The organism is Streptomyces sp. NBC_01717, from assembly GCF_036248255.1.
Lineage (GTDB): Bacteria > Actinomycetota > Actinomycetes > Streptomycetales > Streptomycetaceae > Streptomyces.
In genome coordinates this window covers 5109124-5131357 of sequence record NZ_CP109178.1, presented here as the reverse complement: position 1 = coordinate 5131357, position 22234 = coordinate 5109124, and the positions used below count along the sequence as shown (strand labels likewise).

Below are 22234 nucleotides of genomic sequence, written 5' to 3'. Positions count from 1 at the left end.
GTCCCACGCCGTGGCGGCTCAGGCCCCGGTCAGCTCGACCTGGACCTCGACCTCGACCGGTGCGTCCAGCGGCAGCACCGCGACGCCCACCGCGCTGCGCGCGTGCACGCCCTTGTCGCCGAGCACCGCGCCCAGCAGCTCACTCGCGCCGTTGATCACAGCGGGCTGCCCGGTGAAGTCGGTGGCCGAGGCGACGAAGCCCACGACCTTCACGACCCGCTTGATCCGGTCCAGGTCGCCGGCGACCGACTTCACGGCGGCCAGTGCGTTGAGCGCGCAGGTCTTCGCCAGCTCCTTGGCCTCGTCCGGCGTGACCTCCGCACCGACCTTGCCGGTGACCGAAAGCTTTCCGTCCACCATGGGCAGCTGGCCCGATGTGTACACGTACACCCCGGACTGGACGGCCGGCTGGTACGAGGCGAGCGGCGGTACGACGTCCGGCAGTGTCAGTCCGAGTTCGGCGAGCTTCGCCTCGACTGCACTCGCCACTACGCCTTCTCCCGCTTCAGGTACGCCACGAGCTGCTCGGGGTTGTTCGGGCCGGGAACGACCTGGACCAGCTCCCAGCCGTCCTCGCCCCAGGTGTCCAGAATCTGCTTGGTCGCGTGCACGAGAAGGGGCACGGTCGCGTATTCCCACTTGGTCATAGGCCGACTGTAATGCCTGGCACGCACGACCTCGTGCGTAGCCCACGGCTCGACTGGTTAGGCTCGAATACGTGAGCAGGTTCCAGGTCGTCAGCGGCAAGGGTGGTACCGGTAAGACCACGGTCGCCGCCGCACTCGCGCTCGCCCTCGCGACCGAGGGCAAGCGCACCCTCCTCGTCGAGGTCGAGGGCAGGCAGGGCATCGCCCAGCTCTTCGAGGCGGAGTCCCTTCCGTACGAGGAGCGCAAGATCGCCGTCGCGCCGGGCGGCGGCGAGGTGTACGCCCTCGCGATCGACGCGGAGCGCGCCCTCCTCGACTACCTCCAGATGTTCTACAAACTCGGCAGCGCGGGGCGGGCGCTCAAGAAGCTCGGCGCGATCGACTTCGCCACCACCATCGCGCCCGGTGTGCGGGACGTGCTGCTGACCGGCAAGGCCTGCGAAGCCGTACGCCGCAAGGACAAGCAGGGCCGGTACAGCTACGACTACGTGATCATGGATGCGCCGCCGACCGGCCGCATCACGCGCTTCCTCAATGTGAACGACGAGGTGGCGGGGCTGGCCCGGATCGGTCCGATACACAATCAGGCGCAGGCCGTGATGCGGGTCCTGAAGTCTCCCGAGACGGCGGTCCATCTGGTGACGCTGCTGGAGGAGATGCCGGTCCAGGAGACCTCGGACGGCATCGCGGAGCTGCAGGCGGCCGAACTGCCGGTGGGCAGGGTCATCGTGAACATGGTGCGGCCGCATCTCCTGGACGAGGACGCACTGCGTACCGCGTCGGGCGGCCGCCGCAGGGAGATCGCGAAGACACTCACCCGGGCCGGTGTGACCGGTTCCGCGGCGCTCGTGAGGCCGTTGGTCGAGCAGGCTGCCGAGCATGCCCAGCGGGTGGAGCTGGAGCGCGAGCAACGTGCGGTGCTCGCGGGTCTCGATCTGCCGACGAACGAACTCCCGCTGATCGGCGAGGGCGTGGACCTGGCCGGGCTGTACGACCTGGCGGTCGAACTCCGCAAACAGGGCGTGGGCGAAGGGGCGGGGCAAGGGGTGGGTTCATGACAGCGAGTACGAAGACGGGTGCCGCCAAGGACACGGACACGGGCACAGCAGCCGCGCCCGTTCCGGCCGCCCCCGCCCTGGACGCCGACGCGCTGCTCGACGACCAGGACATCCGGATCATCGTGTGCTGCGGTTCGGGCGGAGTCGGCAAGACGACGACCGCGGCGGCGCTGGGCGTACGGGCGGCCGAGCGCGGCCGCAAGGTCGTCGTCCTCACCATCGACCCGGCCCGCAGGCTCGCCCAGTCCATGGGCATCGACTCACTGGACAACATCCCCCGCCGGGTGCCGGGCATCGACGGCGAGGGCGCCGGGGAACTGCACGCCATGATGCTCGACATGAAGCGGACCTTCGACGAGATCGTCGAGGCGCACGCGGACGGCGAGCGGGCCCGCGCGATCCTGGAGAACCCCTTCTACCAGTCCCTGTCGGCCGGTTTCGCGGGCACGCAGGAGTACATGGCGATGGAGAAGCTCGGGCAGCTGCGGGCGCGCAACGAGTGGGACCTGATCATCGTCGACACTCCGCCGTCGCGTTCCGCGCTGGACTTCCTGGACGCGCCGAAACGTCTCGGCTCGTTCCTGGACGGGAAGTTCATCAAGCTGCTGATGGCTCCGGCGAAGATGGGCGGCCGGGCCGGGATGAAGTTCCTCAACGTCGGCATGTCGATGATGACCGGGACCCTCGGCAAGCTGCTGGGCGGTCAGTTCCTGCGTGACGTACAGACGTTCGTCGCGGCGATGGACACCATGTTCGGCGGCTTCCGGACCCGGGCCGATGCCACGTACAAGCTGCTGCAGGCCCCCGGCACGGCGTTCCTCGTCGTCGCGACACCGGAGCGCGATGCGCTGCGCGAGGCCGCGTACTTCGTGGAACGGCTGGCCGCGGAGGAGATGCCGCTGGCCGGTCTGGTCCTCAACCGGGTCCATGGCAGCGACGCCGCCCGGCTCTCGGCCGAGCGCGCCCTGGCGGCCGCAGAAAATCTTGACGACATCGGCATTGTGGATCAGACGGCCGGGAAGGCTGGACTTCGTGACCCGGACGGCTCGGCAGTCACCTCTCCCGAAGATCCCGAGTCGCCGCCCTCCCCCGCCCGTTCCGCGCACACCGAAGCCCCTGAGCACGAACCCGCGTCCGAACCCGAGCCCGAGGCTGAAGCCGTCTCCGTGGAGCAGCTGACCGCAGGCCTGCTGCGACTGCATGCTGAACGCATGCAGGTCGTCGCACGCGAGCAACGCACCCGCGACCGCTTCACCGCACTGCACCCCGAGGTCGCCGTGACCGAAGTCGCCGCGCTGCCCGGTGATGTCCATGACCTCGCAGGGCTGCGGGCCATCGGTGATCGGCTCGCGACCGGTTCTGCTCCGGCCGGAGCTGCGTGACCACCTGAAAGGCCTAGTCGCCCTCGCCGACTACCCCACGGCGGCGTACGTCTCGTGCAGTTCGTCGTCATCCAGACCGATGGCCACCGGCAGGATGCCCGTGGACCGCTCGTACTCACTGCGAGCGGTCTCCAGCAGCCGGCGCCAGGACGTGACGGTGGGCCGTCTGCGCAACAGCGCGCGGCGCTCCCGCTCGGTCATTCCGCCCCACACGCCGAACTCGACGCGATTGTCCAGCGCATCGGCCAGGCATTCGGTCCGCACCGGGCATCCGGTGCACACCGCCTTGGCCCTGTTCTGCGCTGCCCCTTGTACGAACAGTTCATCCGGATCGGTAGTGCGGCAGGCTGCCTGCGCACTCCAGTCGGTTACCCAGCCCATCACGGCGCCGTCCTCTCCCGAATCGAGGCTCCCCCACGGCGGTAGCGGCATATTCACCGCTGCCAGTTGAGGACGTTACGGAAAGTGGTGACAGCACAACACCCCCTTCGGGCCCAATCTTGAATGGCCCGAACGGACTATGCGTACGCGGCAGATCACCCAGGGGAGTGAGGTGGCGACATCCGTGACTATCCCGCCAAAATCAGGACAGTTCGCCTGGGTCACAACGGACGTTCGATGACACACCAGGCGAATTCGGGAGCGCCTCGGGTCGCGAACGGACCAACGCCGGGTCGTGCACGGGGGTTGATACGGAACGGGACTGCTGTGACAGTTGTGAGCAGCTTAGGCCAATGCATATACGCCTGTCCGGCGAATGAGAACGTAGGCTGCCCCCATGCCAAAGAACCGCTCGGGCGGGGGTCTCACCGCGACCCAGCAGGCCGCCAAGTTTCTCGGTGTCGCCGCACTCTCCGGAGTCGTGCTCGCGGGCATCGCGCTGCCGGCCGCCGGGGCTCTGGGGCTCGCCGCCAAGGGAACGGTCGAGGGATTCGACGAGATCCCGGCCAATCTCAAGACGCCGCCGCTGAGCCAGCGCACCACCATCCTGGACAGCAAGGGCGGCGCGATCGCCACGGTCTACTCGCGCGACCGCACCGTCGTCCCGCTGAAGGACGTCTCCCCGTACATGCAGAAGGCGATCGTCGCGATCGAGGACGCGCGCTTCTACCAGCACGGGGCGGTCGACCTCAAGGGCATCCTGCGCGCGATGAACCGCAACGTGCAGTCGGGCGGGACCGCGCAGGGCGCGTCGACCCTCACCCAGCAGTACGTGAAGAACGTCTTCGTCGAGGAGGCGGGCGACGACCCGGACAAGGTCGCGCAGGCCACCCAGCAGACGATCGGCCGCAAGGTCCAGGAGCTGAAGTACGCGATCCAGGTCGAGGAAGAGCTCGGCAAGAAGAAGATCCTGGAGAACTACCTCAACATCACCTTCTTCGGACAGCAGGCGTACGGCATCGAGGCCGCCTCCCACCGGTACTTCTCCAAGTCGGCGAAGGACCTGAAGTTGGAGGAGGCCGCGCTGCTGGCCGGCCTCGTGCAGTCGCCGAGCCGCTACGACCCGGTCAATGACACGGAGGAGGCGACCAAGCGCCGCAACACCGTCCTCCAGCGCATGGCCGATGTCGGGGACATCTCGCGGGCCACGGCGAAGAAGGCGCAGTCGACGCCGATCAAGCTGAAGGTCAGCAAGCCGCAGAACGGTTGCATCACCGCCGTCAGCGGGGCCGGTTTCTTCTGTGACTACGTACGCCAGGTCTTCCTCACCGACCCGGCCTTCGGCAAGACCAAGGAGGACCGCGCCAAGATCTGGAACAGGGGCGGGCTCACGGTCCGCACCACGCTCGACCCGCAGGCGCAGCAGGGTGTGCAGGACTCGATCAAGAGTCACGTCTACAAGACGGACAAGGTCGCCACCGCCGTGACACTGGTCCAGCCGGGCACCGGCAAGATCATGGGCATGGGCCAGTCCAAGCCGTACGGCCTCGGACAGAACGAGACCCAGTACAACTACTCGGTCAACAAGGGCATGGGTGGCTCGAACTTCGGCTTCCCGACCGGATCGACGTTCAAGCCGTTCCTCGCCGCCGCGGCCATAGAGGGTGGCACGCCGCCGACGCAGATGTACTCGGCGCCGTACGAGATGGACTACCCGGACACGGTCCAGACCTGCGGCAAGCCGTGGGTCAACAACAGCGTGCCGAAGTATCACCTGGAGAACGAGAGCGAGTCGGAAGAGGGGCCGTACGCGCTGAAGGACGCGATGGAGATGTCGGTCAACACCTACTTCGTCCAGATGCTCCAGGACATCGGCATGTGCCCGGTCTCGCACATGACCGACAAGCTCGGTGTGGTGCAGGGCGACGGCACCAAGCTGCCGCAGAACCCGTCCACGCTGACCCTCGGCTCCAACGGTCTCTCACCCCTGACGATGGCCAGCGCATACGCCGCGTTCGCCAACCGCGGCACGTACTGCACGCCGATCGCCATCGAGTCGGTGAAGACGGCGAACGGCGACTCCCTCGCCGTGCCGAAGTCCACCTGCACGCAGGCGATGTCGCAGACGACGGCCGACACCATCAACACCCTGCTGCGCGGCGTGGTCGACTCGGGTACGGGCCGTGAGGCCGGTCTCCAGAGCCGCGACAACGCGGGCAAGACGGGTACGACCGACGCCCGTAAGAACGCCTGGTTCGTCGGCTACACGCCGAACATGTCCGGTGCGGTCTGGGTGGGCAGCCCGTCCCAGAGCGTCGAGATGGAGCAGATCACCATCGGTGGCGTGTACCGGGACAAGGTGTACGGCGGTGAGGTCCCCGGACCGATCTGGCGCGACGCCATGACGAACGCCCTCAACGGCCAGCCCGCACCGCCCTTCAACACGGTCGACATCCCGGACGCCCCGAGGGACGAGGGCGACGACGAAGGCAGAGGCAGAGGCAGGGGCCGGGGCGGCCGGCACGACGACTTCGATGACGGCAAGAACAAGCCCGGCAACACCACCCCGTTCCCCGGCATCACCATCACGCCGGGCACGATCGGCGGAAACGACGGGACCCCTCGCGGCCAGACGAACGGCGGCCAGACCGGCCCCTGACCTCTGGACGCAGCACCCGTCCACGCAGAAGACAGAAGGCGGGGTGGACCGGAACATCCGGTCCACCCCGCCTTCGCGCAGGTGCCTCAGCCCGCTAGGAGCTTCTTCACCGTGGCCGCCACCCGGCCGCCGTCGGCAAGCCCCGCGACCTTCGGGTTCACAATCTTCATGACGGCGCCCATGGCTCGCGGCCCCTCGGCGCCGGCGGCCTTCGCCTCGTCGACGGCCGCCGCCACGATCGCACCCAGCTCGTCGTCGCTCAGCTGCTTCGGCAGGTAGGCATCGAGCAGCTCGCCCTCCGCCCGCTCGCGCTCGGCCTGCTCCGTCCGGCCGCCCTGGGCGAAGGCCTCGGCCGCCTCGCGGCGCTTCTTCGCCTCCTTGGCGATCACCTTCTGCACCTCGTCGTCGGAGAGCTCGCGCGCCGTCTTGCCGCTGACCTCCTCCTTCGTGATCGCGGTGAGGGTCAGCCGGAGCGTCGACGAGGTCAGCTCGTCACGCGCCTTCATGGCCGTCGTGAGGTCTTCCTTGAGCTTGGACTTGAGCGTGGTCATGTGCTGATTGTGGCAGGTGCGGGGTGCGGAACGCCCGCCGGTTTTCCGCGGACCGCACGGTGTCTGCGACGATGGGCGCATGCGCGCACGCTACGGAGTACCCCTGAAAGTCACGGCAGTCGGCGCAGCGGTCGGCGCCGCCGGTCTCGTCTACGCGGCAGGTTTCGAGGCCCGATCGTTCCGGCTCCGCCGCGTCACGATCCCCGTACTCCCGCGCGGGGCACGTCCGTTGCGCGTACTGCAGGTCTCCGACATCCACATGGTGAGCGGCCAGCGCAAGAAGCGCGGCTGGCTGCACTCGCTGGCCGGCCTGCGCCCCGACTTCGTCGTGAACACCGGCGACAACCTGTCCGACCCGAAGGCCGTACCGGAGCTGCTGGACGCACTCGGCCCGCTGATGGAGTTCCCGGGCGTGTACGTCTTCGGCTCCAACGACTACTACGGCCCCAAGCTCCGCAACCCGGCCCTCTACCTCCTCGAGAAGACCCAGGGAAAGCACGGTCTCAACGGGAATGCCCCGGCGGTCGGCGTCGTGCACAACCCGTGGGAGCCGATGCGCGACGCGTTCGACGAGGCCGGCTGGCTGGGGCTGAGCAACACCCGGGGCCGCCTCAAGGTCGACGGCCTGGAGATCGCCTTCACCGGCCTCGACGACCCGCACATCAAGCGGGACAGGTACGCGGAGGTCGCGGGCGGCCCGGAGACGGGCGCCGACCTCTCGATCGGCGTGGTGCACGCCCCGTACCTGCGCTCCCTCGACGCCTTCACCGCCGACGGCTACCCCCTGATCCTGGCGGGCCACACGCACGGCGGCCAGCTCTGCATCCCCTTCTACGGGGCCCTGGTCACCAACTGCGACCTGGACACGGACCGGGTCAAGGGCCTCTCCGGCCACATGGTCGGCGACCGGCGCGCCTACCTCCACGTCTCGGCAGGCTGCGGCACCAACCGCTACACCCCGGTCCGCTTCGCCTGCCCGCCCGAGGCGACCCTGCTGACGCTGACACCCCGCGACTGACGGCCCACACCGCCTCCCGGGACGTGGCGCGTGCCGGGGCAGAAACCGGATTTCGTCTCCGGGCGTGGGTGGGCTAAAGTAATCGATGTCGCCAGGACACCGGCGGCGATCGGGGTGTAGCGCAGCTTGGCAGCGCGCTTCGTTCGGGACGAAGAGGTCGTGGGTTCAAATCCCGCCACCCCGACAGCTGAAACACCAGGTCAAAGGGCACGTACGAAATTTCGTACGTGCCCTTTGTCATGCCTGGGGGCCAAACCGGGGGCCAAAGGCTTTTGATCAAGCCTTGCTGTTGGAGCGCGTCCCCCCGAACTCGAAGATCTCGTCCATCGCCTCAGCCCCTGCGTGATCACGGGGCGGAGCTGTTTGCGACAGACGGCCTCTGCGGTCGCCCGGCTGCTGTGTCCCACCAGCAGCGCGATCCGTTCCAGCGGAATGCCATGGCCGGAGAACAGCGACACGCTGCTATGCCGAAGCTCCCGGGGCGTCCACTCTGACTCAAGGCCCGCCTTCACCACGATGGCCCGGAAGTCACGGCGCACGTTGGCGGCGTCGAGGGGCTCGCCACTTCTGGTGGTGAAGACGCGACCCGCGGGGCTCCGCTCGATCCCATGGGATGCCCGCTCCTGCTTCTGCCAGCGCAGGTGCTCTTCGAGGACTTCCACCACCTGCTTCGGCAGGGCAATCGTCCGCCGGCTCTCCCCGTGCCGTCGAGCAGATCGCCATACCGCGACGTGTGGCGGGACCCACGAACGACGTGAAACAGACGTATTACTCTTCCCGCTCCATAACGGCGCAAGATTTCGGGTGTGAACTTTTAGACACATCTACTTGAACCTTAAACACATCTTCTTCACGCCAGTTCCATGTATCTGGCAAACATGCGAGTGTTGTGCTCCTGTTCGGCCGGTAGTTCGAGAGCTCGGGGGGGTTCTGAAGGGCGAGTGGCCGAGAACGCCAGGGAAGGCGTTGGGGGCATCCAACCCAGAGTGAAAGTGCCGTGGCGCGCTCCGTCGTGCCGCGGTCGATCTCTGTCGCTGCCTCAACGCATCCCCGATTCACGGGAGTTTCGCAGTCGTCATGGCATCGACACTGGTAGACGGGGGCATGCCGCATTCGCGGCACAATCAGAAGCTGGCCAAGCGCACCTCGACCTGGAAGCCGGGCATCCTGCCGTTCCTGCTGCCCTTCTTCCTCCTGGTCGCCTTCGGCCTGTGGACCTACCGGCCCAGTTCGTCGACGCTGAGCTGGGCCCTGACCGTCGTGTGGTCCCTGCCGGTGGTCGGCGTGATGGTCGGTATCCAGGGTGCCCTGCTGATCCGCCGCCGGGTCCGCAAGAGCGACCGGATGGCCCCTCCCGTGCCGGCCGAGCAGGACTTCCTGATCATCCTCTGCCCCACGATCGGACGGCACGACACCTACCCGGCCCTGGAGCGATCGGTCCTCTCCTACGTCGAGCACCTGCCGGAGTGGTTCCCGTACATGCGGGTCGACATCCTCACCGAGGAGGGCTGCGAGGCGGCGGCGGACATCGACAGGCTCGCCGACTCCCACCCGCTGATCCGGGTGATCACCGTCCCCAAGGACTACGTCCCGGCCAACGGCACCCGTTTCAAGGCCCGCGCCAACCACTACGCTCACGAGCTGCGCATCGAGGAGGGCGAGGCCCTCGACTATGTGTGGGTGCTGCACATGGACGACGACACCGGCGTCGGCCCCGACACCGCTTCCTCGCTCGCCCAGTTCATCAACCGGCAGCGCCGCGCCCACCCCGACGAGGCCAAGCACATGGCCCAGGGCATCCTGACCTACCCCCGCGAGAACGCGGCCAATCTCTTCACCTGGCTCGCCGACGCGGTACGCCCCGCCGACGACATCGCCCGCTTCCGGGCCCTGACCGGCATGGGCACCCCGGCCGCCGGTGTGCACGGCGAGCTCTTGGTGCTGCGCGCGTCCATCGAGGCCACCATCGGCTGGGACTTCGGTCCCAAGGAGATCGTCGAGGACGCCCGCCTCGCCCTGACCTTCTGCCGCCGCTACCCGGGCCGCAGCGACTGGTTCAACGGCCGCTGCTACGGCGCCTCCCCCGCCAGCTCGCAGGACTTCGTCAAGCAGCGCGAGCGGTGGGCCTGGGGACTGGTGGCGCTCTGCTTCAACCGGGCCGTGCCCTTGCGCTACCGCTGGTTCCTCTCCATCTGCGTGGCCACCTGGATCCTCGGCCCGCTCCAGCACATCGCCGCCGTGCTGCTCCTGGGCTGGCTCATCAACGACATGAACACCTCGCCCGTGACCCAGTCCGTGGTCATCCTGTGGGCCCTCAACTTCGCCTACGTCGTCTGGACCTACTGGGAGGGGCTGCGGCTGAACGCGCTCGCGTCGGTCGGCGGCCGGCGCAAGTGGTGGGAGCCGATCGTGGTGGTCGCACTCATCCCCGTCTTCTCCGTCCTCGAAGGACTCGGCGGCTTCAAGGGCTTCCTGAGGTTCGTCCGGCGCGAGGAGAACAAGTTCGTCGTGATCGCCAAGCCCGTCTGACCGCCCGGAAGACAACTGACATGCGCTCGAGACTGCCCCTGCTTGCCATTTTCCCGGTGTCCGTCCTCACCATCGTGCTGGGCACCCCCTTCGCGCTCGGCAACCACCCGGTGCGCTGGGAGTCGGGTTCGGCCCTGCCCAGAATCGTCAGGGGCGACTCCGAGGACTCCCGCACCCCTGCCGACGACGCCACCGGAGCGACGTCCGCGCCATCCTCCGCTCCCCCCTCCTCCGCCGGCGCCCTCAAGGTCGCCAAGCCCTGGAAGCCCGGCATGGCGCAGTGGGGCGTACAGCTCTACTGGGAGGAGGAGAAGAAGAAACGTTCCGGCACGTTCATCGAGGACCAGGCCCGCAAGCACGCCGAGTACCTCGTCGGCCTGGGCGCGAACTCGGTGTCCATCTCCTTCCCCTTCTTCACCGAGGGCATCACCTCCAACGAGGTCTCGGACGGTGCCAAGACGCCGTCCCCGGAACGCCTCCAGCGGGTGCTGAAGGTGTTCAAGGACGCCGGTTTCCGCACCACGCTGCGCCCGATCATGGACGAGGCGTCCCTGAACCCACCGGACGGCTGGCGCGGCAACATCGAACCGGCCTCGCGCTCGGCCTGGTTCGCGTCGTACAAGCAGTTCCTCACGCCATACCTCGAAGTGGCCAAAAAAGAGAAGGCCGCCACCTTCGTGATCGGCACCGAGCTCAACTCCATGGAGGGCGACGCAGGCTGGGACAGCCTGGTCGACTCCGCCGAGAAGACCTTCTCCGGCGAGGTCGCCTACGACGCAAACTGGGACAACTACGTCTCCGGTCGCATCAACATGCCGGTCAACCACCTCGGTATCGACGCCTACTTCCCTGTCAAGGTGCCGGACACCGCGCCCGTCGAGCGGCTGGTGCAGGGCTGGAACGAGTGGCTGGACAAGAAGTCACCCGGAAAGCTGCCCAACATCACCGTCGCCGAGGCCGGCATCGGCGCCATGGACCGCGCCTACCACGCACCGGGCGACTTCTACACCAAGCGCGCCCTCAACCCCCAGGTGCAGGCCAACTGGTACACCGCCGTCTGCCAGGTCGTCCGGGAACGCCAGATGCAGGGCGTCTACTGGTGGTCCATGTGGTTCGACGACGATCCGAACACGCCACCGGACGACAAGACCGCGTCCCGCCTGGACTTCGCCGGTCGCCCTCTCACCGAGAAGGCCATCAAATCCTGCTTCACCTCTGACTACGCAGGCCCTGGCACCGACACCGCTAGCTGACCGAGCGAGGCAATCATGCAAGAAGCCATCATCCTGGTGGGCGGCAAGGGGACTCGCTTGCGCCCGCTGACCAACCACACCCCGAAACCGCTGCTCAATGTCGCGGGATCGTCCTTCATCCGGCACCAGATTGCCAAGCTGATGGACGCGGGGGTCGAGCACGTGGTGTTCGCCACCTCATATCTCGCCAGCCTCTTCGAGGAGGAGTTCAAGGACTTCTCCCAGGACCTGGAGATCTCCTACGCGGTCGAGAGCATCCCGCTCGGCACGGGAGGTGCGATCCGCAACGCCGGCCGCATGCTGCGCGGTTCGGCGGACGCACCTGTCCTGATCCTCAACGGCGACATCCTGTCCGGCCTCGACCTGCGTGACGTCCTGGAGCAGCACGCGGCGCGGGAAGCGGACGTGACACTGCATCTCACCCGCGTTGCCGACCCTCGTGCCTTCGGCCTCGTACCCACCGACGATGGCGGAAGGGTGCTGTCCTTCCTGGAGAAGCCGAAGACCCCGGAGGAGTGCGTCACCGACCAGATCAACGCCGGCTGCTACGTCTTCCGCCGGTCCGTCCTTGACGCCATCCCGGCCGACCGCGAAGTCTCCGTCGAGCAGGAGACCTTCCCGGAGCTCGTCGCCCAGGGGCGGCGCGTGTTCGGCCACACCACGCAGGACTACTGGCGTGACCTCGGCACACCGCTGGCATTCGTCCATGGGTCCGCCGACCTGGTCACCGGCAAGGTGGCCTCGCCCCTCGTGGAGCGGTCGACCGAGGCCCTGATCCATCCCACAGCCACCGTCGACCCGACCGCCCGCATCACGGGAGGCTCGACGATCGGTCCACACACCGTCATCGGCCCGCGCGTGGTCGTCGATCGCTCCATCCTCGGCGGGAGCGTCACCGTGGCCGAGGGCGCCCGGATCCACGAGTCCGTGGTGGACCACGACTCCTCGATCGGCGGCGAATCCTTCCTCCGTGAGGCCGTGGTGGGCTGCCATGCGCAGATCGGCGCGGAGAACGAACTACCCGCCCAGCTACGGCTGTCGTGCGGCATCCGCATTCCTGCCCAAGGGGTACGCGTCAGCGGTACGGCTGCCGCATGCCTGACGGCCCACTGAAGTCACCTACCTGCCGCACGGCTCGACCGGACAGTCAGTCACTGGAGAAACATGCCCCGCCATCGCACATCGGCCGTGGAGACAGAGCGTCTTCGCAAGTACCGGCCCGACATTCAGGGCCTGCGTGCCGTAGCCATCATGATGGTGGTCAGCATGCACTGCGGCATACTCGACATCCACGGTGGCGTGGACGTGAGCTTCGTCCTGAGCGGCTTCCTCATCGGCGGCCAGCTCTTTGCCGAGATCGACAAGACCGGCAAGGTGTCCCTGACCAAGTTCTGGGCGCGCCGCTTCCGACGGCTCGCGCCGCCCATGGCTCTCGTCATCGTCGGCACCGCGGTCCTGGCATGGATGTACGGCAGCCCGCTCAGGTTCCGTGCCTATATCGAGGACGGTCTCAGCGCCTCTCTCAGCTTCCTGAACTGGCGCCTGGTCGAGAACGGCACCGACTACTTCGCCAACGACGGGTCGCAGTCCCCGTATCAGCACTTCTGGTCGCTGGGCATCGAGGAACAGTTCTACGTCGCCGCCCCGATCGTCCTCGTCGTGATCGTCTGGGTCAGCCGAAAGATCTTCCGCAACCGTGCCCTGGTCGCGCTGTTCCTGATGGCCGCGATCGCCGGATCGTTCTATCTGGGCTGGTCGAAGACCCCCGTGAACCAGCCGCTCGCGTACTTCAGCACCCACACCCGGATCTGGGAGATCACCTGCGGCGTTCTGCTCGCCCTCGCCGCTCCGCTCGTCTCCCGCATGAACACCGGCCTGGCCGCGGTCGTCTCGTGGCTGGGGCTCGGCACCGCGCTCGTCACCGCGATGCTCATCTCCGCCGAGACGCCACTGCCCGGCTACGCGGTGGCCGGCCCGGTCATCGGCGCCGTCATGGTCATCGCTGGTGGCTGCGCCAATCCCCGGTTCGGCGCGGAGCGGCTGCTCGACAATCCCGTCCTCGACTTCGTCGGAAACGTCAGCTACGGCTGGTATCTGACCCACTGGCCGCTCCTGGTGCTCTGGCCGTCCATCACCGACCGGGATTTCACGTTCGAGGAGCGGATGCGCGTCGTCGTCCTCTCGTTCGTGGTCGCCGTCGCCCTGCACTACGCCGTCGAGCGCAAGTTCAAGAAGAACGTGTCGCTGGTGGCCCGCCCGTGGAAGGGCGTCTTCACCGGCGGATTCACCACCGCGGGCACGGCAGGGGCGATGGTCCTGGCCACGATCGTCCCGCTGCACCTGGCGACGTCGTCGTCGAGCACGGTCGCGGTCGGATTCACCAGCGAGGCGTCGGTCGAGGACGCCGTGCACCGCACGCAGCTCTCCGCGGCCGTGCAGGGCGCTCTGCAGAGCGCGCCCAAGAACTCCGCCAAGCACGGCTGCATCGACAACTTCGACGTCACGAAGTTCGTGATGCGCGACGGCTGTGTCGCCGGCGACCCGAAGGGCTCGAAGACCCTTGTCCTCATGGGGGACTCCCACGCCTGGCAGTGGAACGACGTCTACCACGAGATCGGCAAGGAACTCGGCGTACGGGTGGTGACCCTGTCGAAGGGCGGATGCTCGCCTCAGATCTATCGCATCGTCAACCCCCAGGTGAACCGCGAGTACACCGAGTGCGACAGCTGGCGCCAGTCGGCCTTCGCGGAGCTCAAGAAGATCCACCCGGACGTCCTTGTCATCGCCGACCGAGCGCGCCGTGAGGCGAACCGGGCCGGCGCCGAGGCCTCGTTCAAGGTGTTCAAGGAGACCGGCGCCAAGCTCGTCTACATGACGGACACCCCGGAGCCCGGTCAGAACATCCCCGACTGTCTCGCCACGCACATCGACAACATCACCCCCTGCAACCGCAAGCAGTGGCAGGCGCTGGAGTACACGGAGTTCCGCGCCATGGAGCGGGAAGTGGCCGAGAAGTACGGCGCGGACATCATCGACACGACGCCCGCGTTCTGCGCCGCGGACGTGTGCCCGGCGGTCATCGGCGACCAGGTTGTCTACTTCGACAACAGCCACATCACATCGTCGTACTCGAAGACCCTGAAGCCCTTCCTCAAGCCGGCCCTGGAGCAGGTCCTGGCTGACTGAGCCGAGGAAAGGGGGGCTCCGCGGTGATCACCGCGGAGCCCCCTTTCGTCTTCAGCTCGCCGTACCCCGGACCCGCCGAGCCTGCCGCTGTTTCTCCGCGAACTGGTCGTCGGCCGAGTAGGCGAACTCCTCGAACGCGCGGCCGAGGCCGGCGGTTGTGCGGGCCTGCGCAGGGCCGTACCCGATGGCACCTTGCGTGGTCTCGGCGGGTAGTTTGAGGCGACCGCAGAGACTTCAGGAGGGTTGGGCCGTGGCTGCATCTGTTGCTGCTGATCTGTCGCAGATCATCAAGGCGTACGACATCCGCGGGGTGGTGCCCGATCAGTGGGACGAGCCACTGGCGGAGCTGCTCGGCGCCGCCTTCGTGAAGGTGACAGCAGCGGACTCGATCGTCGTCGGCCACGACATGCGCCCGTCGTCGCCCGGCCTCTCGGCCGCCTTCGCGCGCGGCGCCGCGGGCCAGGGCGCGGACGTGACCCTGATCGGGCTCTGCTCCACGGACCAGCTGTACTTCGCCTCGGGGGAGCTGGGGCTGCCGGGCGCGATGTTCACGGCCTCGCACAATCCCGCGCAGTACAACGGCATCAAGATGTGCCGGGCCGGGGCTGCGCCCGTGGGCCAGGACTCGGGACTGGGGGAGATCCGCGGGCTCGTCGAGGGATGGCTCGCGGACGGGGCGCCGGCCCCGGTCGCGGCCCCCGGCCGGGTCACCGAGCGCGACACGCTCACGGACTACGCGGCCCACCTGCGCTCCCTCGTCGACGTCGCGTCGATCCGTCCGCTCAAGGTCGTCGTGGACGCGGGCAACGGCATGGGCGGCCACACGGTCCCGACGGTCTTCGCGTCGTTGCCGATCGAGCTCGTACCGATGTACTTCGAGCTCGACGGCACCTTCCCGAACCACGAGGCCAACCCTCTGGACCCGAAGAACATCGTCGACCTCCGGGCCCGCGTGCGCGCCGAGGGCGCGGACATCGGCCTCGCCTTCGACGGCGACGCCGACCGCTGCTTCGTCGTCGACGAGCGCGGCGAGGGGATCTCGCCGTCGGCGATCACGGCACTGGTCGCCGCGCGGGAACTGGAGAAGCACCCCGGCGGCACGGTCATCCACAACCTGATCACGTCGTGGTCGGTCCCGGAGGTCGTACGCGAGCACGGCGGCACCCCGGTCCGTACCCGCGTCGGCCACTCCTTCATCAAGGAGGAGATGGCCCGCACGGGCGCGATCTTCGGCGGGGAGCACTCCGCCCACTACTACTTCCGCGACTTCTGGAACGCCGACACGGGCATGCTCGCCGCCCTCCACGTCCTCGCCGCCCTCGGCACCCAGGACGGCACCCTGTCGGCCCTCGTCGCCGGCTACGACCGCTACCGGGGGTCCGGCGAGATCAACTCCACCGTCGACGACCAGACGGCCCGCACGGCGGCGGTCCGCCGGGTCTTCGCCGACCGCGAGGACGCCACCGTCGACGAACTCGACGGCCTGACGATCGCCACCCCCGACTGGTGGTTCAATCTCCGCCCCTCCAACACCGAACCCCTCCTCCGCCTCAACGTCGAGGCCCGCGACGAACTCACCATGATCGCGATCCGCGACGAGATCCTGGACCTGGTCCGCGGCAGCTGACGCGCAGTCCCCGGTGGCACGGCGCCGCACCGGGCCAGCGGCAGCAGGCCGAGGAGCGGCGGCCGCCCACACCGGACTGGATCGTTGAGCTCAGCATCGGCATAGGCGCCCGTCCCATCGAGGTTCACGTCGGCGGGTGCTACGCCGCTGGAAAGCGCCAACGCGCCATCACCCGCGAGCAAGCACTCGCCGCCCTCGCCGACGGGATCCAGGCCTGCATCCACTGCCGACCCGACGCTGAACTTGGCGTGCTCGGGTAGGTGGTCCGGCTGCGGTCCAGTCGAAGGGATCTGAGCGACCACCGGTACACCGATCCTCACGCCGGACCGGGACCCGTGCACCTGGGTCGGCCGGATGCGTCCGCGGTTGCTGTCCCGTCTCACTGGAGCTTGAGCAATCTCATCGAAGATTGAGTACGGGAGCGCCGTGCACCAGCTCACGTACTCCGCTCACCCTCCGAAGGCGGCGACAGCGACAGGTGCCGCTCTGCACCAGGACGCGTGCCCCGGTCATCGCAGCTGTATTCACAAACTCCGCGATCGCGCCGATACTGACAGTGATGGATCGACAAGGGACCGCACAACGGTTCCGCCGGACAAGCGGGGGACTCATGATCTTCATTGTTTCCACAGCGGCTGTGTTCGCGGCCACGGTCGGGGTGTGCTTGGTCGTCCTGCGGCGCAGAGGCGGCTCGGGGGAAAACGGGGCACTTCAGCGCGGGGCAGCGGATCAGGGACTCGCACAAGGGCTGGGCATAATGCCCAGGTCATAACTGCCACCCCGTACGGGACGACCTCCAGCGCATCGGCTGACAGCGCGGCCGGCGAACGGCCTGGCGGACTCGCGCGGCCGGCTGTCCTACCGTTCCCTCTCCAGCCCCGACCTCAGTTGTACGAAGCCCAGTTCGGCCGCCCGCACCGCGTCGTCGTACACCTCGTCCGCGCTCTCCCCCGCGTCGATGCGCCGCCAGTTCTCCAACGCCAGGATCCGCTGTACGGCGATGATCTGGCCCGCCGCCAGCCGGTCCGGTACGGCGTCGCCCAACGCGCGGGCGAGCGCCGCCTCCGAGCGGCCCTGGTATCCGTACATGCGGGCCACCAACGACGGTGTCCCGTACAGCATCCGGTGGAACGCCAGCACCTGCGGGTGATCGCAGAGCCCGGTCACCGGGTCGCGGCGCTCCAGACCCTCCAGGAAGTGGCGGCGGAGGGCGTCCAGCGGTGACTCGTCCTGGCCACGGGCCGCGACCACCCGGGCCGCCTCGTCCTCGTGGTCGGCGAACCGGTGCAGCGCCAGGTCCTCCTTCGCCGGGAAGTACCGGAACAGCGTCGGCTTGGAGATGTCGGCAGCGGCCGCCACCTCCGCCACCGACACCTTGTCGAAGCCCCGTTCCAGGAACATGGCGATCGCGGCATCGGAGACCGCCTGGTACGTCAGCTGCTTCTTCCGCTCACGCAGACTGATCGGCGCCTGCGCAGCCGGCCCGGTTCCGGTCTTCTCTCCGCTCATGACCATGAAGGGTACGCCCTTGACCTCAACCGGACTTGACGTCCGAGAGTGGCCGCACGGGCGCCGGACACGCCGGCCACCCGGTGACGGAGAGGTGTGATCCGCATGCGTGTGGCGCTGGTCAGGGAGCTGGGCGGCCCGGAGGCACTGGTTCCGGCCGAGATGCCCGACCCGGTGCCGGGGCCCGGCGAGGTGGTGATCGACGTGAGCCACGTTGACACGATCTACGTGGAGACCCAGATCCGGTCGGGTGCGTTCAGTGACTACTTTCCGGTCCGGCCCCCGTACGTTCCGGGAGGCGGGATCGCCGGGACGGTGCGCGCGGTCGGGGAGGGCGTCGACGCGGGATGGGCAGGCCGCCGGGTCATCGCCTCCGTCGGTTTCACCGGCGGCTACGCCGAGCAGGCGGCGACCACCGCCGACCACCTGGTGCCGGTACCGGACGGACTGGGGCTGCGCGAGGCAGCCGCCCTCGTGCACGACGGGGTGACGGCCACCGCGCTGATGCAGGCGACCGCCCCCGGACCCGGCGAACGCGTGCTGATCCTCGGCGCCTCCGGCGGTATGGGAACCCTCCTCGTGCAGCTGACGCACGCTGCAGGCGCCCATGTCGTCGCGGTGGCCCGCGGCGACCGGAAGACGGCGCTGGTAAAGGAGTTGGGCGCCGACGACGTGATCGACGGAGCGGAGGCGGGGTGGGTGGAACAGGCGCATGCGGCCCTGGAAGCGGCGGGCGGCCCGGCCGATGTGGTCCTCGACGGGGTCGGCGGCGCAATCGGAGCCGCCGCCTTCACCCTGACCGCCGACGGCGGTCGCTTCTCCGCCCACGGAGCATCGACAGGCGGCTTCGCCCCGATCGACCCGCAGGAGGCGGCGCGGCGCGGCGTCACGCTGCGCGGCATCGGGGACGTACAACTGACCGACGCGGAGTACGTACGCCTGGCCGGACACGCACTGGGTGAGGCAGCGGCCGGACGGCTGCGTCCGGTGATCGGCCGTGTCTACCCGCTGGAGCAGGCGGCCGAAGCGCATACGGCGATCGAGGAACGCAGCCTGCTGGGCAAGGTGCTGCTGAGCGCGCGGGAGGAGTGACCGGCCGGGGCGGGAACCGGAACGCAGGAGAGCGGCGCCCGGACTCCCCCGCCCACTCCGTACTGCCTCTCCCCGCCTGCCCTCGGACCGGCGCCCTACGCAGTAGGTTTACGCCGGCCGGTTCGCGGCGAACCAGTGGACATACGCACCACCGACTTCCTGGACCGTCGGCATGCGGGGCAGCCCCAGTGGCTCCGCGGCCGCCGCCAGCACCTTCCGTATCCGTCGGGCCGCCTGCGACAGCAGCCGCCACTGCGGCTCCGGTCCCGGGCCCAGGGCCAGCGCGGTGCGGATCACATCCGTGTAGACGGACTGCGCCCGCTTGTAAGCGAGAAGCACCGGTAGGTCTCGCTCCCATCCGTCCGAGCTGCCGGGCCGGGCGCACTCGACCGCGTCCCGCCAGATCGCTGCGATCCGCCCCTGCTCCACCGCCGGGTAGCGCATCAGATGAAGGTGTGTCGCCAGGTCGTACAACGGGTCGCCGACCATCGCCAGCTCCCAGTCGATGGTCCACAGATCGCCATCCGGGTCGACGATGAAGTTCTCCCGGTGCAGATCACCGTGGATGAGGGCGAACGGGCGTGGCGTCAGCCCACCGCCCACCCGCCGCAGCCGGTCCAGTCCGTCGTCGCGGAGGCCGAGTTCCCGGAAGAGAGAGCCGTAGCGCGGTGCGTGCCGACGGTAGACCTGGTGCTCGGTGAACTGGATCAGGCGCATCAGAAAGGCGGTGGAGTCGTCGCCTGGGCCTTCGGGCCGCCGACCCTGCCCCGGGCCGTCCGCCCGGCTGATCCGGTCGGGGTCGACCGAGACCAGTTCGCGGAACAGCAGCCCTAGTTGACGCACATGGCGCGCGGACAGCGGTCGCCCGGGAGGGCAGATCTCGCCGAGCGTCCGCCCCTCGATGAATGTGTAGAGGGAGACGGTCTCGCGCTCGACGACCGCGGGGATACGGGTGATGCACCCCTGAAGGGCCCGGACGAGTTCCTTCTCCGAAGGGAACCAGCGCAGATCGAACCAGAACAGCCCCGCCCGCGGATCCCGGCACTTCCACCAGGTCTGCGCGGTCGAACCGCCGCCCGCCGGAAGCGGAAAGGCATACGTCTCGTGGTGGTAACCCTTCAATGGGCCCACCAGCAGGCTCTCGTCCGAGACGAGCGCGGCAGCACGCATCCGGGCCTCGGACGCCCGCGCCGGGGGCACCTGCCCCGCGGCTGCCCGGTCCGACGGCTGCGCGGCGACGGAAACCGGGAGCGCCGTCATGGGAGGGCCCGGCCCGTCGCGGCTGCGGTGCGCCTGCCGTGGGCCCCGCAGCCCGGCGCGGCCAACTCGTCGCGATCCATACAAGGAAGGTACAACTTCCTGGTGTGCTACCGCACTTGTGCCTGCAGCCCGTTCGCCGCATCGGCGAGCACCTGCATCGAGTCGAGGACGGGAACCACTCCGCCCCGCGACAGCGCCATTCGCTTCTCGGGCTTGCGGTGGAAGCCGACGAAGGGCATCCCGACCGCGTTCGCGGTCTGCCAGTCGGTGGCCGAGTCGCCGATCATCAAGTGCGCCGCGACCTCGGCTGCCGAGTCCCGCATGACCTCGTTCAGAGCCCATGGATTCGGCTTCATGAGCGCAGCGTCCCGCTCGTTCCTGCCGATCACCGAGGATGGTGCGAAGTACTTCGACAGCGACTCACGCTCGAGGTAGCGCTTGATGGCGTCCGGGTGATTGTTGGACGCCACCGCCAGCCGCCCGCCCACTCCGGCCCATGCCTTCATGAACTCCGCGGCACCCGGTGTCGGCTCTGCATGCTCGGCCGACTTGATCTCCCAGGCGGTGAGGACGCCCTGCATCTCCGCGGCGGCAGAGCCCCACGCCCCGGACTCGCCGCGGTGGGCGGCGCGCTCCGCGTAGCAGCTGAAGATCGCGTGGGGGTCGGTGCATCCGTGCACCTCGTCCACTTCCAGACGGTGCGATGCGGCGATGTCCAGCAGCTCTTCGGCAATGCGGCCGGCCACGCTCTCCTTGCCTTCATGGCCACCGGCGAAGAGCCGGGCGACGGGTCCGTCGAAGTCGAGCACGACGCAGGTGGCGCGGGACAGCAGGTCCGTCGCTCTCTCGACGGACACGGCCGGCGGGACCGTCTTGTTCCGGGGAGACGTAGGGGTGGTCGTGGCGTGCGGCACGATCAGAAATCCGCCCTTGTGGCTAGTTTGTCCCAGTTCGAGTCAAAAAATGCCTGAAACGTGCGCACGATGCCGACTTGGTCGGGTGTGGAGTCGGCCGAGGCGCGATACGGAAAGAGGGTGGCCCCCGTACCGTAGGCGTCGTAGATCGCGACTTCCTCGCGGTCCGGAGGGAGCGGGATGGTGCCCTCTTCGGTCACGTAGAAGCCCTGCAGCGCCAGTCGGCGGTTCAGAATGTACAGCTTCATCTGCGGTGCGAACGGCACCAACCGCACCTCGACATCGACTTCGGGCACGAACCCCTGGTAGCGGAGTTCGAACAGGGCCTCCCGGAGCATGGTCGCGTGGCTCTGCAGGATCCCCTTCAGCCGCCGCCGCACCCGCGGATCGTCCGTCCCGTCCACCGGGCGGGGGATGGCGAGATGAGGGAAGTCGCAGTCGGGGAGCATCAGCCGGGCCGTGATGCTTCGGGGCGGCCTGATCTCCCCGGTCATGATGCGGTTCTTCTGGTCCGACACCCGGGCCGCCAGCGACTCCGTGGTCATCGAGAAGACATCGAGCTTCACCTGCGTGGCCTCGAACGCCTCTTCCAGGTAGGGCTTCAGCAGCACCGGAGGGACGCGCTCCGAGACGACCGCCCACACGTCGTCGCCGTCGTCGTCCCCGCCGTCGTCCCGGTTCTCGACGGAGGGGCTGTTGCGTTGCGGGACGACATCGGACTTCGGCCCTTGGCTGACGAACGTCCCGCTGCCCTGCCGGGTGACGATCAGCCCCTTGCTGCTGAGCAGCTTCAGCGCTTCTTTGACCGTCGCACGCGAGACGTCGAAACGGTCTGCAAGCTGCTCATGCGTGGGCAGCCGGTCGCCGGGCCGCCACACCTCGCTGTTGATCCCTTTCAGCAGCTCATCGGCGATCCGCTTGTACTGATGCGCACTGTTGCCACCTGGCACAGGTCCATGGCTCGTCACCTCTCAACCATACAACTACCAGGTGCACAACAAGAGATGGAGCTCGCAACCAACTGAATCGTCATCGCAGTGCCATCAACTTACCTACACAACCAGACAAGTTTGCGAACTCCACTCCGCAGGGAACCATACCAACAGGCCAACCAGTCAAATTCATAGGGGAGTTGAGTGGTTGCCGGGAGTCACAGGTATCGCGTCCG

The 22234-nt window shown here is 68.2% G+C and carries 20 protein-coding genes and 1 tRNA gene; 12 read left to right on the top strand and 9 right to left on the bottom strand.

Annotated features, from left to right (window positions below):
- Positions 1-18 precede the first annotated feature (18 nt).
- Together OHB49_RS23260 and OHB49_RS23255 are read right to left on the bottom strand one after the other, a co-directional pair.
- Positions 19-489 carry a RidA family protein gene (locus OHB49_RS23260; RefSeq protein WP_030972189.1) on the bottom strand — a complete coding sequence of 157 codons (471 nt, stop codon included), beginning with the start codon at positions 487-489 and terminating at the stop codon, positions 19-21.
- Positions 489-647, bottom strand: a complete 159-nt coding sequence (locus tag OHB49_RS23255) for a DUF4177 domain-containing protein (protein WP_003967454.1) — start codon at positions 645-647, stop codon at positions 489-491. The genes OHB49_RS23260 and OHB49_RS23255 overlap by 1 nt, the downstream gene beginning before the upstream one ends.
- 71 nt (positions 648-718) lie before the next feature.
- On the opposite strand from OHB49_RS23255, the gene OHB49_RS23250 reads away from it, so the two are divergent.
- Positions 719-1705: an ArsA family ATPase gene (locus OHB49_RS23250; RefSeq protein WP_329162682.1), complete on the top strand. Its 987-nt coding sequence runs from the start codon at positions 719-721 to the stop codon at positions 1703-1705.
- Positions 1702-3087 carry an ArsA family ATPase gene (locus OHB49_RS23245; protein WP_329162680.1) on the top strand — a complete coding sequence of 462 codons (1386 nt, stop codon included), beginning with the start codon at positions 1702-1704 and terminating at the stop codon, positions 3085-3087. Before OHB49_RS23250 ends, OHB49_RS23245 begins: the two co-directional genes overlap by 4 nt.
- 30 nt (positions 3088-3117) lie before the next feature.
- On the opposite strand, the gene OHB49_RS23240 is transcribed toward OHB49_RS23245, so the two are convergent.
- Positions 3118-3468 (bottom strand): WhiB family transcriptional regulator, encoded by a 351-nt coding sequence (locus OHB49_RS23240; protein ID WP_030925100.1) that lies wholly within the window; start codon positions 3466-3468, stop codon positions 3118-3120.
- A 397-nt stretch (positions 3469-3865) separates the two neighbouring features.
- Between OHB49_RS23240 and OHB49_RS23235 the strand changes: the two genes are divergently transcribed.
- Positions 3866-6127 (top strand): transglycosylase domain-containing protein, encoded by a 2262-nt coding sequence (locus tag OHB49_RS23235; RefSeq protein WP_030972186.1) that lies wholly within the window; start codon positions 3866-3868, stop codon positions 6125-6127.
- Positions 6128-6213: 86 nt separating this feature from the next.
- On the opposite strand, the gene OHB49_RS23230 is transcribed toward OHB49_RS23235, so the two are convergent.
- Positions 6214-6678, bottom strand: coding sequence for a GatB/YqeY domain-containing protein (locus tag OHB49_RS23230; RefSeq protein ID WP_030972185.1), 465 nt, complete (start codon positions 6676-6678; stop codon positions 6214-6216).
- Positions 6679-6757: 79 nt separating this feature from the next.
- On the opposite strand from OHB49_RS23230, the gene OHB49_RS23225 reads away from it, so the two are divergent.
- Both OHB49_RS23225 and OHB49_RS23220 read left to right on the top strand, forming a co-directional pair.
- On the top strand, positions 6758-7696 hold the full coding sequence (locus OHB49_RS23225; protein WP_030972184.1) for a metallophosphoesterase: 939 nt from the start codon (positions 6758-6760) through the stop codon (positions 7694-7696).
- A 110-nt stretch (positions 7697-7806) separates the two neighbouring features.
- Positions 7807-7880: transfer RNA gene (locus tag OHB49_RS23220), tRNA-Pro, on the top strand.
- A gap of 16 nt (positions 7881-7896) precedes the next feature.
- Here OHB49_RS23220 and OHB49_RS23215 read toward each other — a convergent pair.
- On the bottom strand, positions 7897-8520 hold the full coding sequence (locus tag OHB49_RS23215; protein ID WP_329162677.1) for a tyrosine-type recombinase/integrase: 624 nt from the start codon (positions 8518-8520) through the stop codon (positions 7897-7899).
- 253 nt (positions 8521-8773) lie between these two features.
- On the opposite strand from OHB49_RS23215, the gene OHB49_RS23210 reads away from it, so the two are divergent.
- From OHB49_RS23210 to OHB49_RS23185, 6 genes are all read left to right on the top strand, one after another.
- Positions 8774-10225 (top strand): glycosyltransferase family 2 protein, encoded by a 1452-nt coding sequence (locus OHB49_RS23210; RefSeq protein WP_234432852.1) that lies wholly within the window; start codon positions 8774-8776, stop codon positions 10223-10225.
- A 20-nt stretch (positions 10226-10245) separates the two neighbouring features.
- Entirely contained in the window at positions 10246-11478 is a 1233-nt protein-coding gene (locus OHB49_RS23205; RefSeq protein ID WP_329162675.1) for a glycoside hydrolase family 113, read from the top strand.
- A 15-nt stretch (positions 11479-11493) separates the two neighbouring features.
- Complete coding sequence (locus OHB49_RS23200; protein WP_329162673.1) at positions 11494-12591, top strand: nucleotidyltransferase family protein; 1098 nt, start codon at positions 11494-11496, stop codon at positions 12589-12591.
- Between the two features lie 51 nt (positions 12592-12642).
- Positions 12643-14664 carry an acyltransferase family protein gene (locus tag OHB49_RS23195; protein WP_329162671.1) on the top strand — a complete coding sequence of 674 codons (2022 nt, stop codon included), beginning with the start codon at positions 12643-12645 and terminating at the stop codon, positions 14662-14664.
- 250 nt (positions 14665-14914) lie between these two features.
- Positions 14915-16291: a phosphomannomutase/phosphoglucomutase gene (locus OHB49_RS23190; protein ID WP_329162669.1), complete on the top strand. Its 1377-nt coding sequence runs from the start codon at positions 14915-14917 to the stop codon at positions 16289-16291.
- Positions 16288-16551 carry a DUF6233 domain-containing protein gene (locus OHB49_RS23185; RefSeq protein WP_078852728.1) on the top strand — a complete coding sequence of 88 codons (264 nt, stop codon included), beginning with the start codon at positions 16288-16290 and terminating at the stop codon, positions 16549-16551. The genes OHB49_RS23190 and OHB49_RS23185 overlap by 4 nt, the downstream gene beginning before the upstream one ends.
- Before the next feature lie 598 nt (positions 16552-17149).
- Here OHB49_RS23185 and OHB49_RS23180 read toward each other — a convergent pair.
- On the bottom strand, positions 17150-17806 hold the full coding sequence (locus tag OHB49_RS23180; RefSeq protein ID WP_329162667.1) for a TetR family transcriptional regulator: 657 nt from the start codon (positions 17804-17806) through the stop codon (positions 17150-17152).
- A 99-nt stretch (positions 17807-17905) separates the two neighbouring features.
- On the opposite strand from OHB49_RS23180, the gene OHB49_RS23175 reads away from it, so the two are divergent.
- Positions 17906-18892, top strand: coding sequence for a zinc-binding dehydrogenase (locus OHB49_RS23175; RefSeq protein WP_329162665.1), 987 nt, complete (start codon positions 17906-17908; stop codon positions 18890-18892).
- A 108-nt stretch (positions 18893-19000) separates the two neighbouring features.
- Here the strand turns inward: OHB49_RS23175 and OHB49_RS23170 are convergent, their stop codons facing one another.
- From OHB49_RS23170 to OHB49_RS23160, 3 genes are all read right to left on the bottom strand, one after another.
- Entirely contained in the window at positions 19001-20152 is a 1152-nt protein-coding gene (locus tag OHB49_RS23170; RefSeq protein ID WP_329162663.1) for a phosphotransferase, read from the bottom strand.
- A 107-nt stretch (positions 20153-20259) separates the two neighbouring features.
- On the bottom strand, positions 20260-21009 hold the full coding sequence (locus OHB49_RS23165) for an HAD family hydrolase (RefSeq protein ID WP_329162662.1): 750 nt from the start codon (positions 21007-21009) through the stop codon (positions 20260-20262).
- A 59-nt stretch (positions 21010-21068) separates the two neighbouring features.
- Positions 21069-22034, bottom strand: a complete 966-nt coding sequence (locus OHB49_RS23160) for a GntR family transcriptional regulator (protein WP_313938025.1) — start codon at positions 22032-22034, stop codon at positions 21069-21071.
- Positions 22035-22234 lie beyond the last annotated feature (200 nt).

Bases quoted from the DNA above. Each gene is read 5' to 3' on its own strand.
- OHB49_RS23255 (WP_003967454.1), bottom strand. From the start codon at position 647: ATGACCAAGTGGGAATACGCGACCGTGCCCCTTCTCGTGCACGCGACC.
- OHB49_RS23245 (WP_329162680.1), top strand. From the start codon at position 1,702: ATGACAGCGAGTACGAAGACGGGTGCCGCCAAGGACACGGACACGGGC.
- OHB49_RS23240 (WP_030925100.1), bottom strand. From the start codon at position 3,468: ATGGGCTGGGTAACCGACTGGAGTGCGCAGGCAGCCTGCCGCACTACC.
- OHB49_RS23235 (WP_030972186.1), top strand. From the start codon at position 3,866: ATGCCAAAGAACCGCTCGGGCGGGGGTCTCACCGCGACCCAGCAGGCC.
- OHB49_RS23230 (WP_030972185.1), bottom strand. From the start codon at position 6,678: ATGACCACGCTCAAGTCCAAGCTCAAGGAAGACCTCACGACGGCCATG.
- OHB49_RS23225 (WP_030972184.1), top strand. From the start codon at position 6,758: ATGCGCGCACGCTACGGAGTACCCCTGAAAGTCACGGCAGTCGGCGCA.
- OHB49_RS23215 (WP_329162677.1), bottom strand. From the start codon at position 8,520: ATGTGTCTAAAAGTTCACACCCGAAATCTTGCGCCGTTATGGAGCGGG.
- OHB49_RS23210 (WP_234432852.1), top strand. From the start codon at position 8,774: ATGGCATCGACACTGGTAGACGGGGGCATGCCGCATTCGCGGCACAAT.
- OHB49_RS23205 (WP_329162675.1), top strand. From the start codon at position 10,246: ATGCGCTCGAGACTGCCCCTGCTTGCCATTTTCCCGGTGTCCGTCCTC.
- OHB49_RS23200 (WP_329162673.1), top strand. From the start codon at position 11,494: ATGCAAGAAGCCATCATCCTGGTGGGCGGCAAGGGGACTCGCTTGCGC.
- OHB49_RS23195 (WP_329162671.1), top strand. From the start codon at position 12,643: ATGCCCCGCCATCGCACATCGGCCGTGGAGACAGAGCGTCTTCGCAAG.
- OHB49_RS23180 (WP_329162667.1), bottom strand. From the start codon at position 17,806: ATGGTCATGAGCGGAGAGAAGACCGGAACCGGGCCGGCTGCGCAGGCG.
- OHB49_RS23175 (WP_329162665.1), top strand. From the start codon at position 17,906: ATGCGTGTGGCGCTGGTCAGGGAGCTGGGCGGCCCGGAGGCACTGGTT.
- OHB49_RS23170 (WP_329162663.1), bottom strand. From the start codon at position 20,152: ATGACGGCGCTCCCGGTTTCCGTCGCCGCGCAGCCGTCGGACCGGGCA.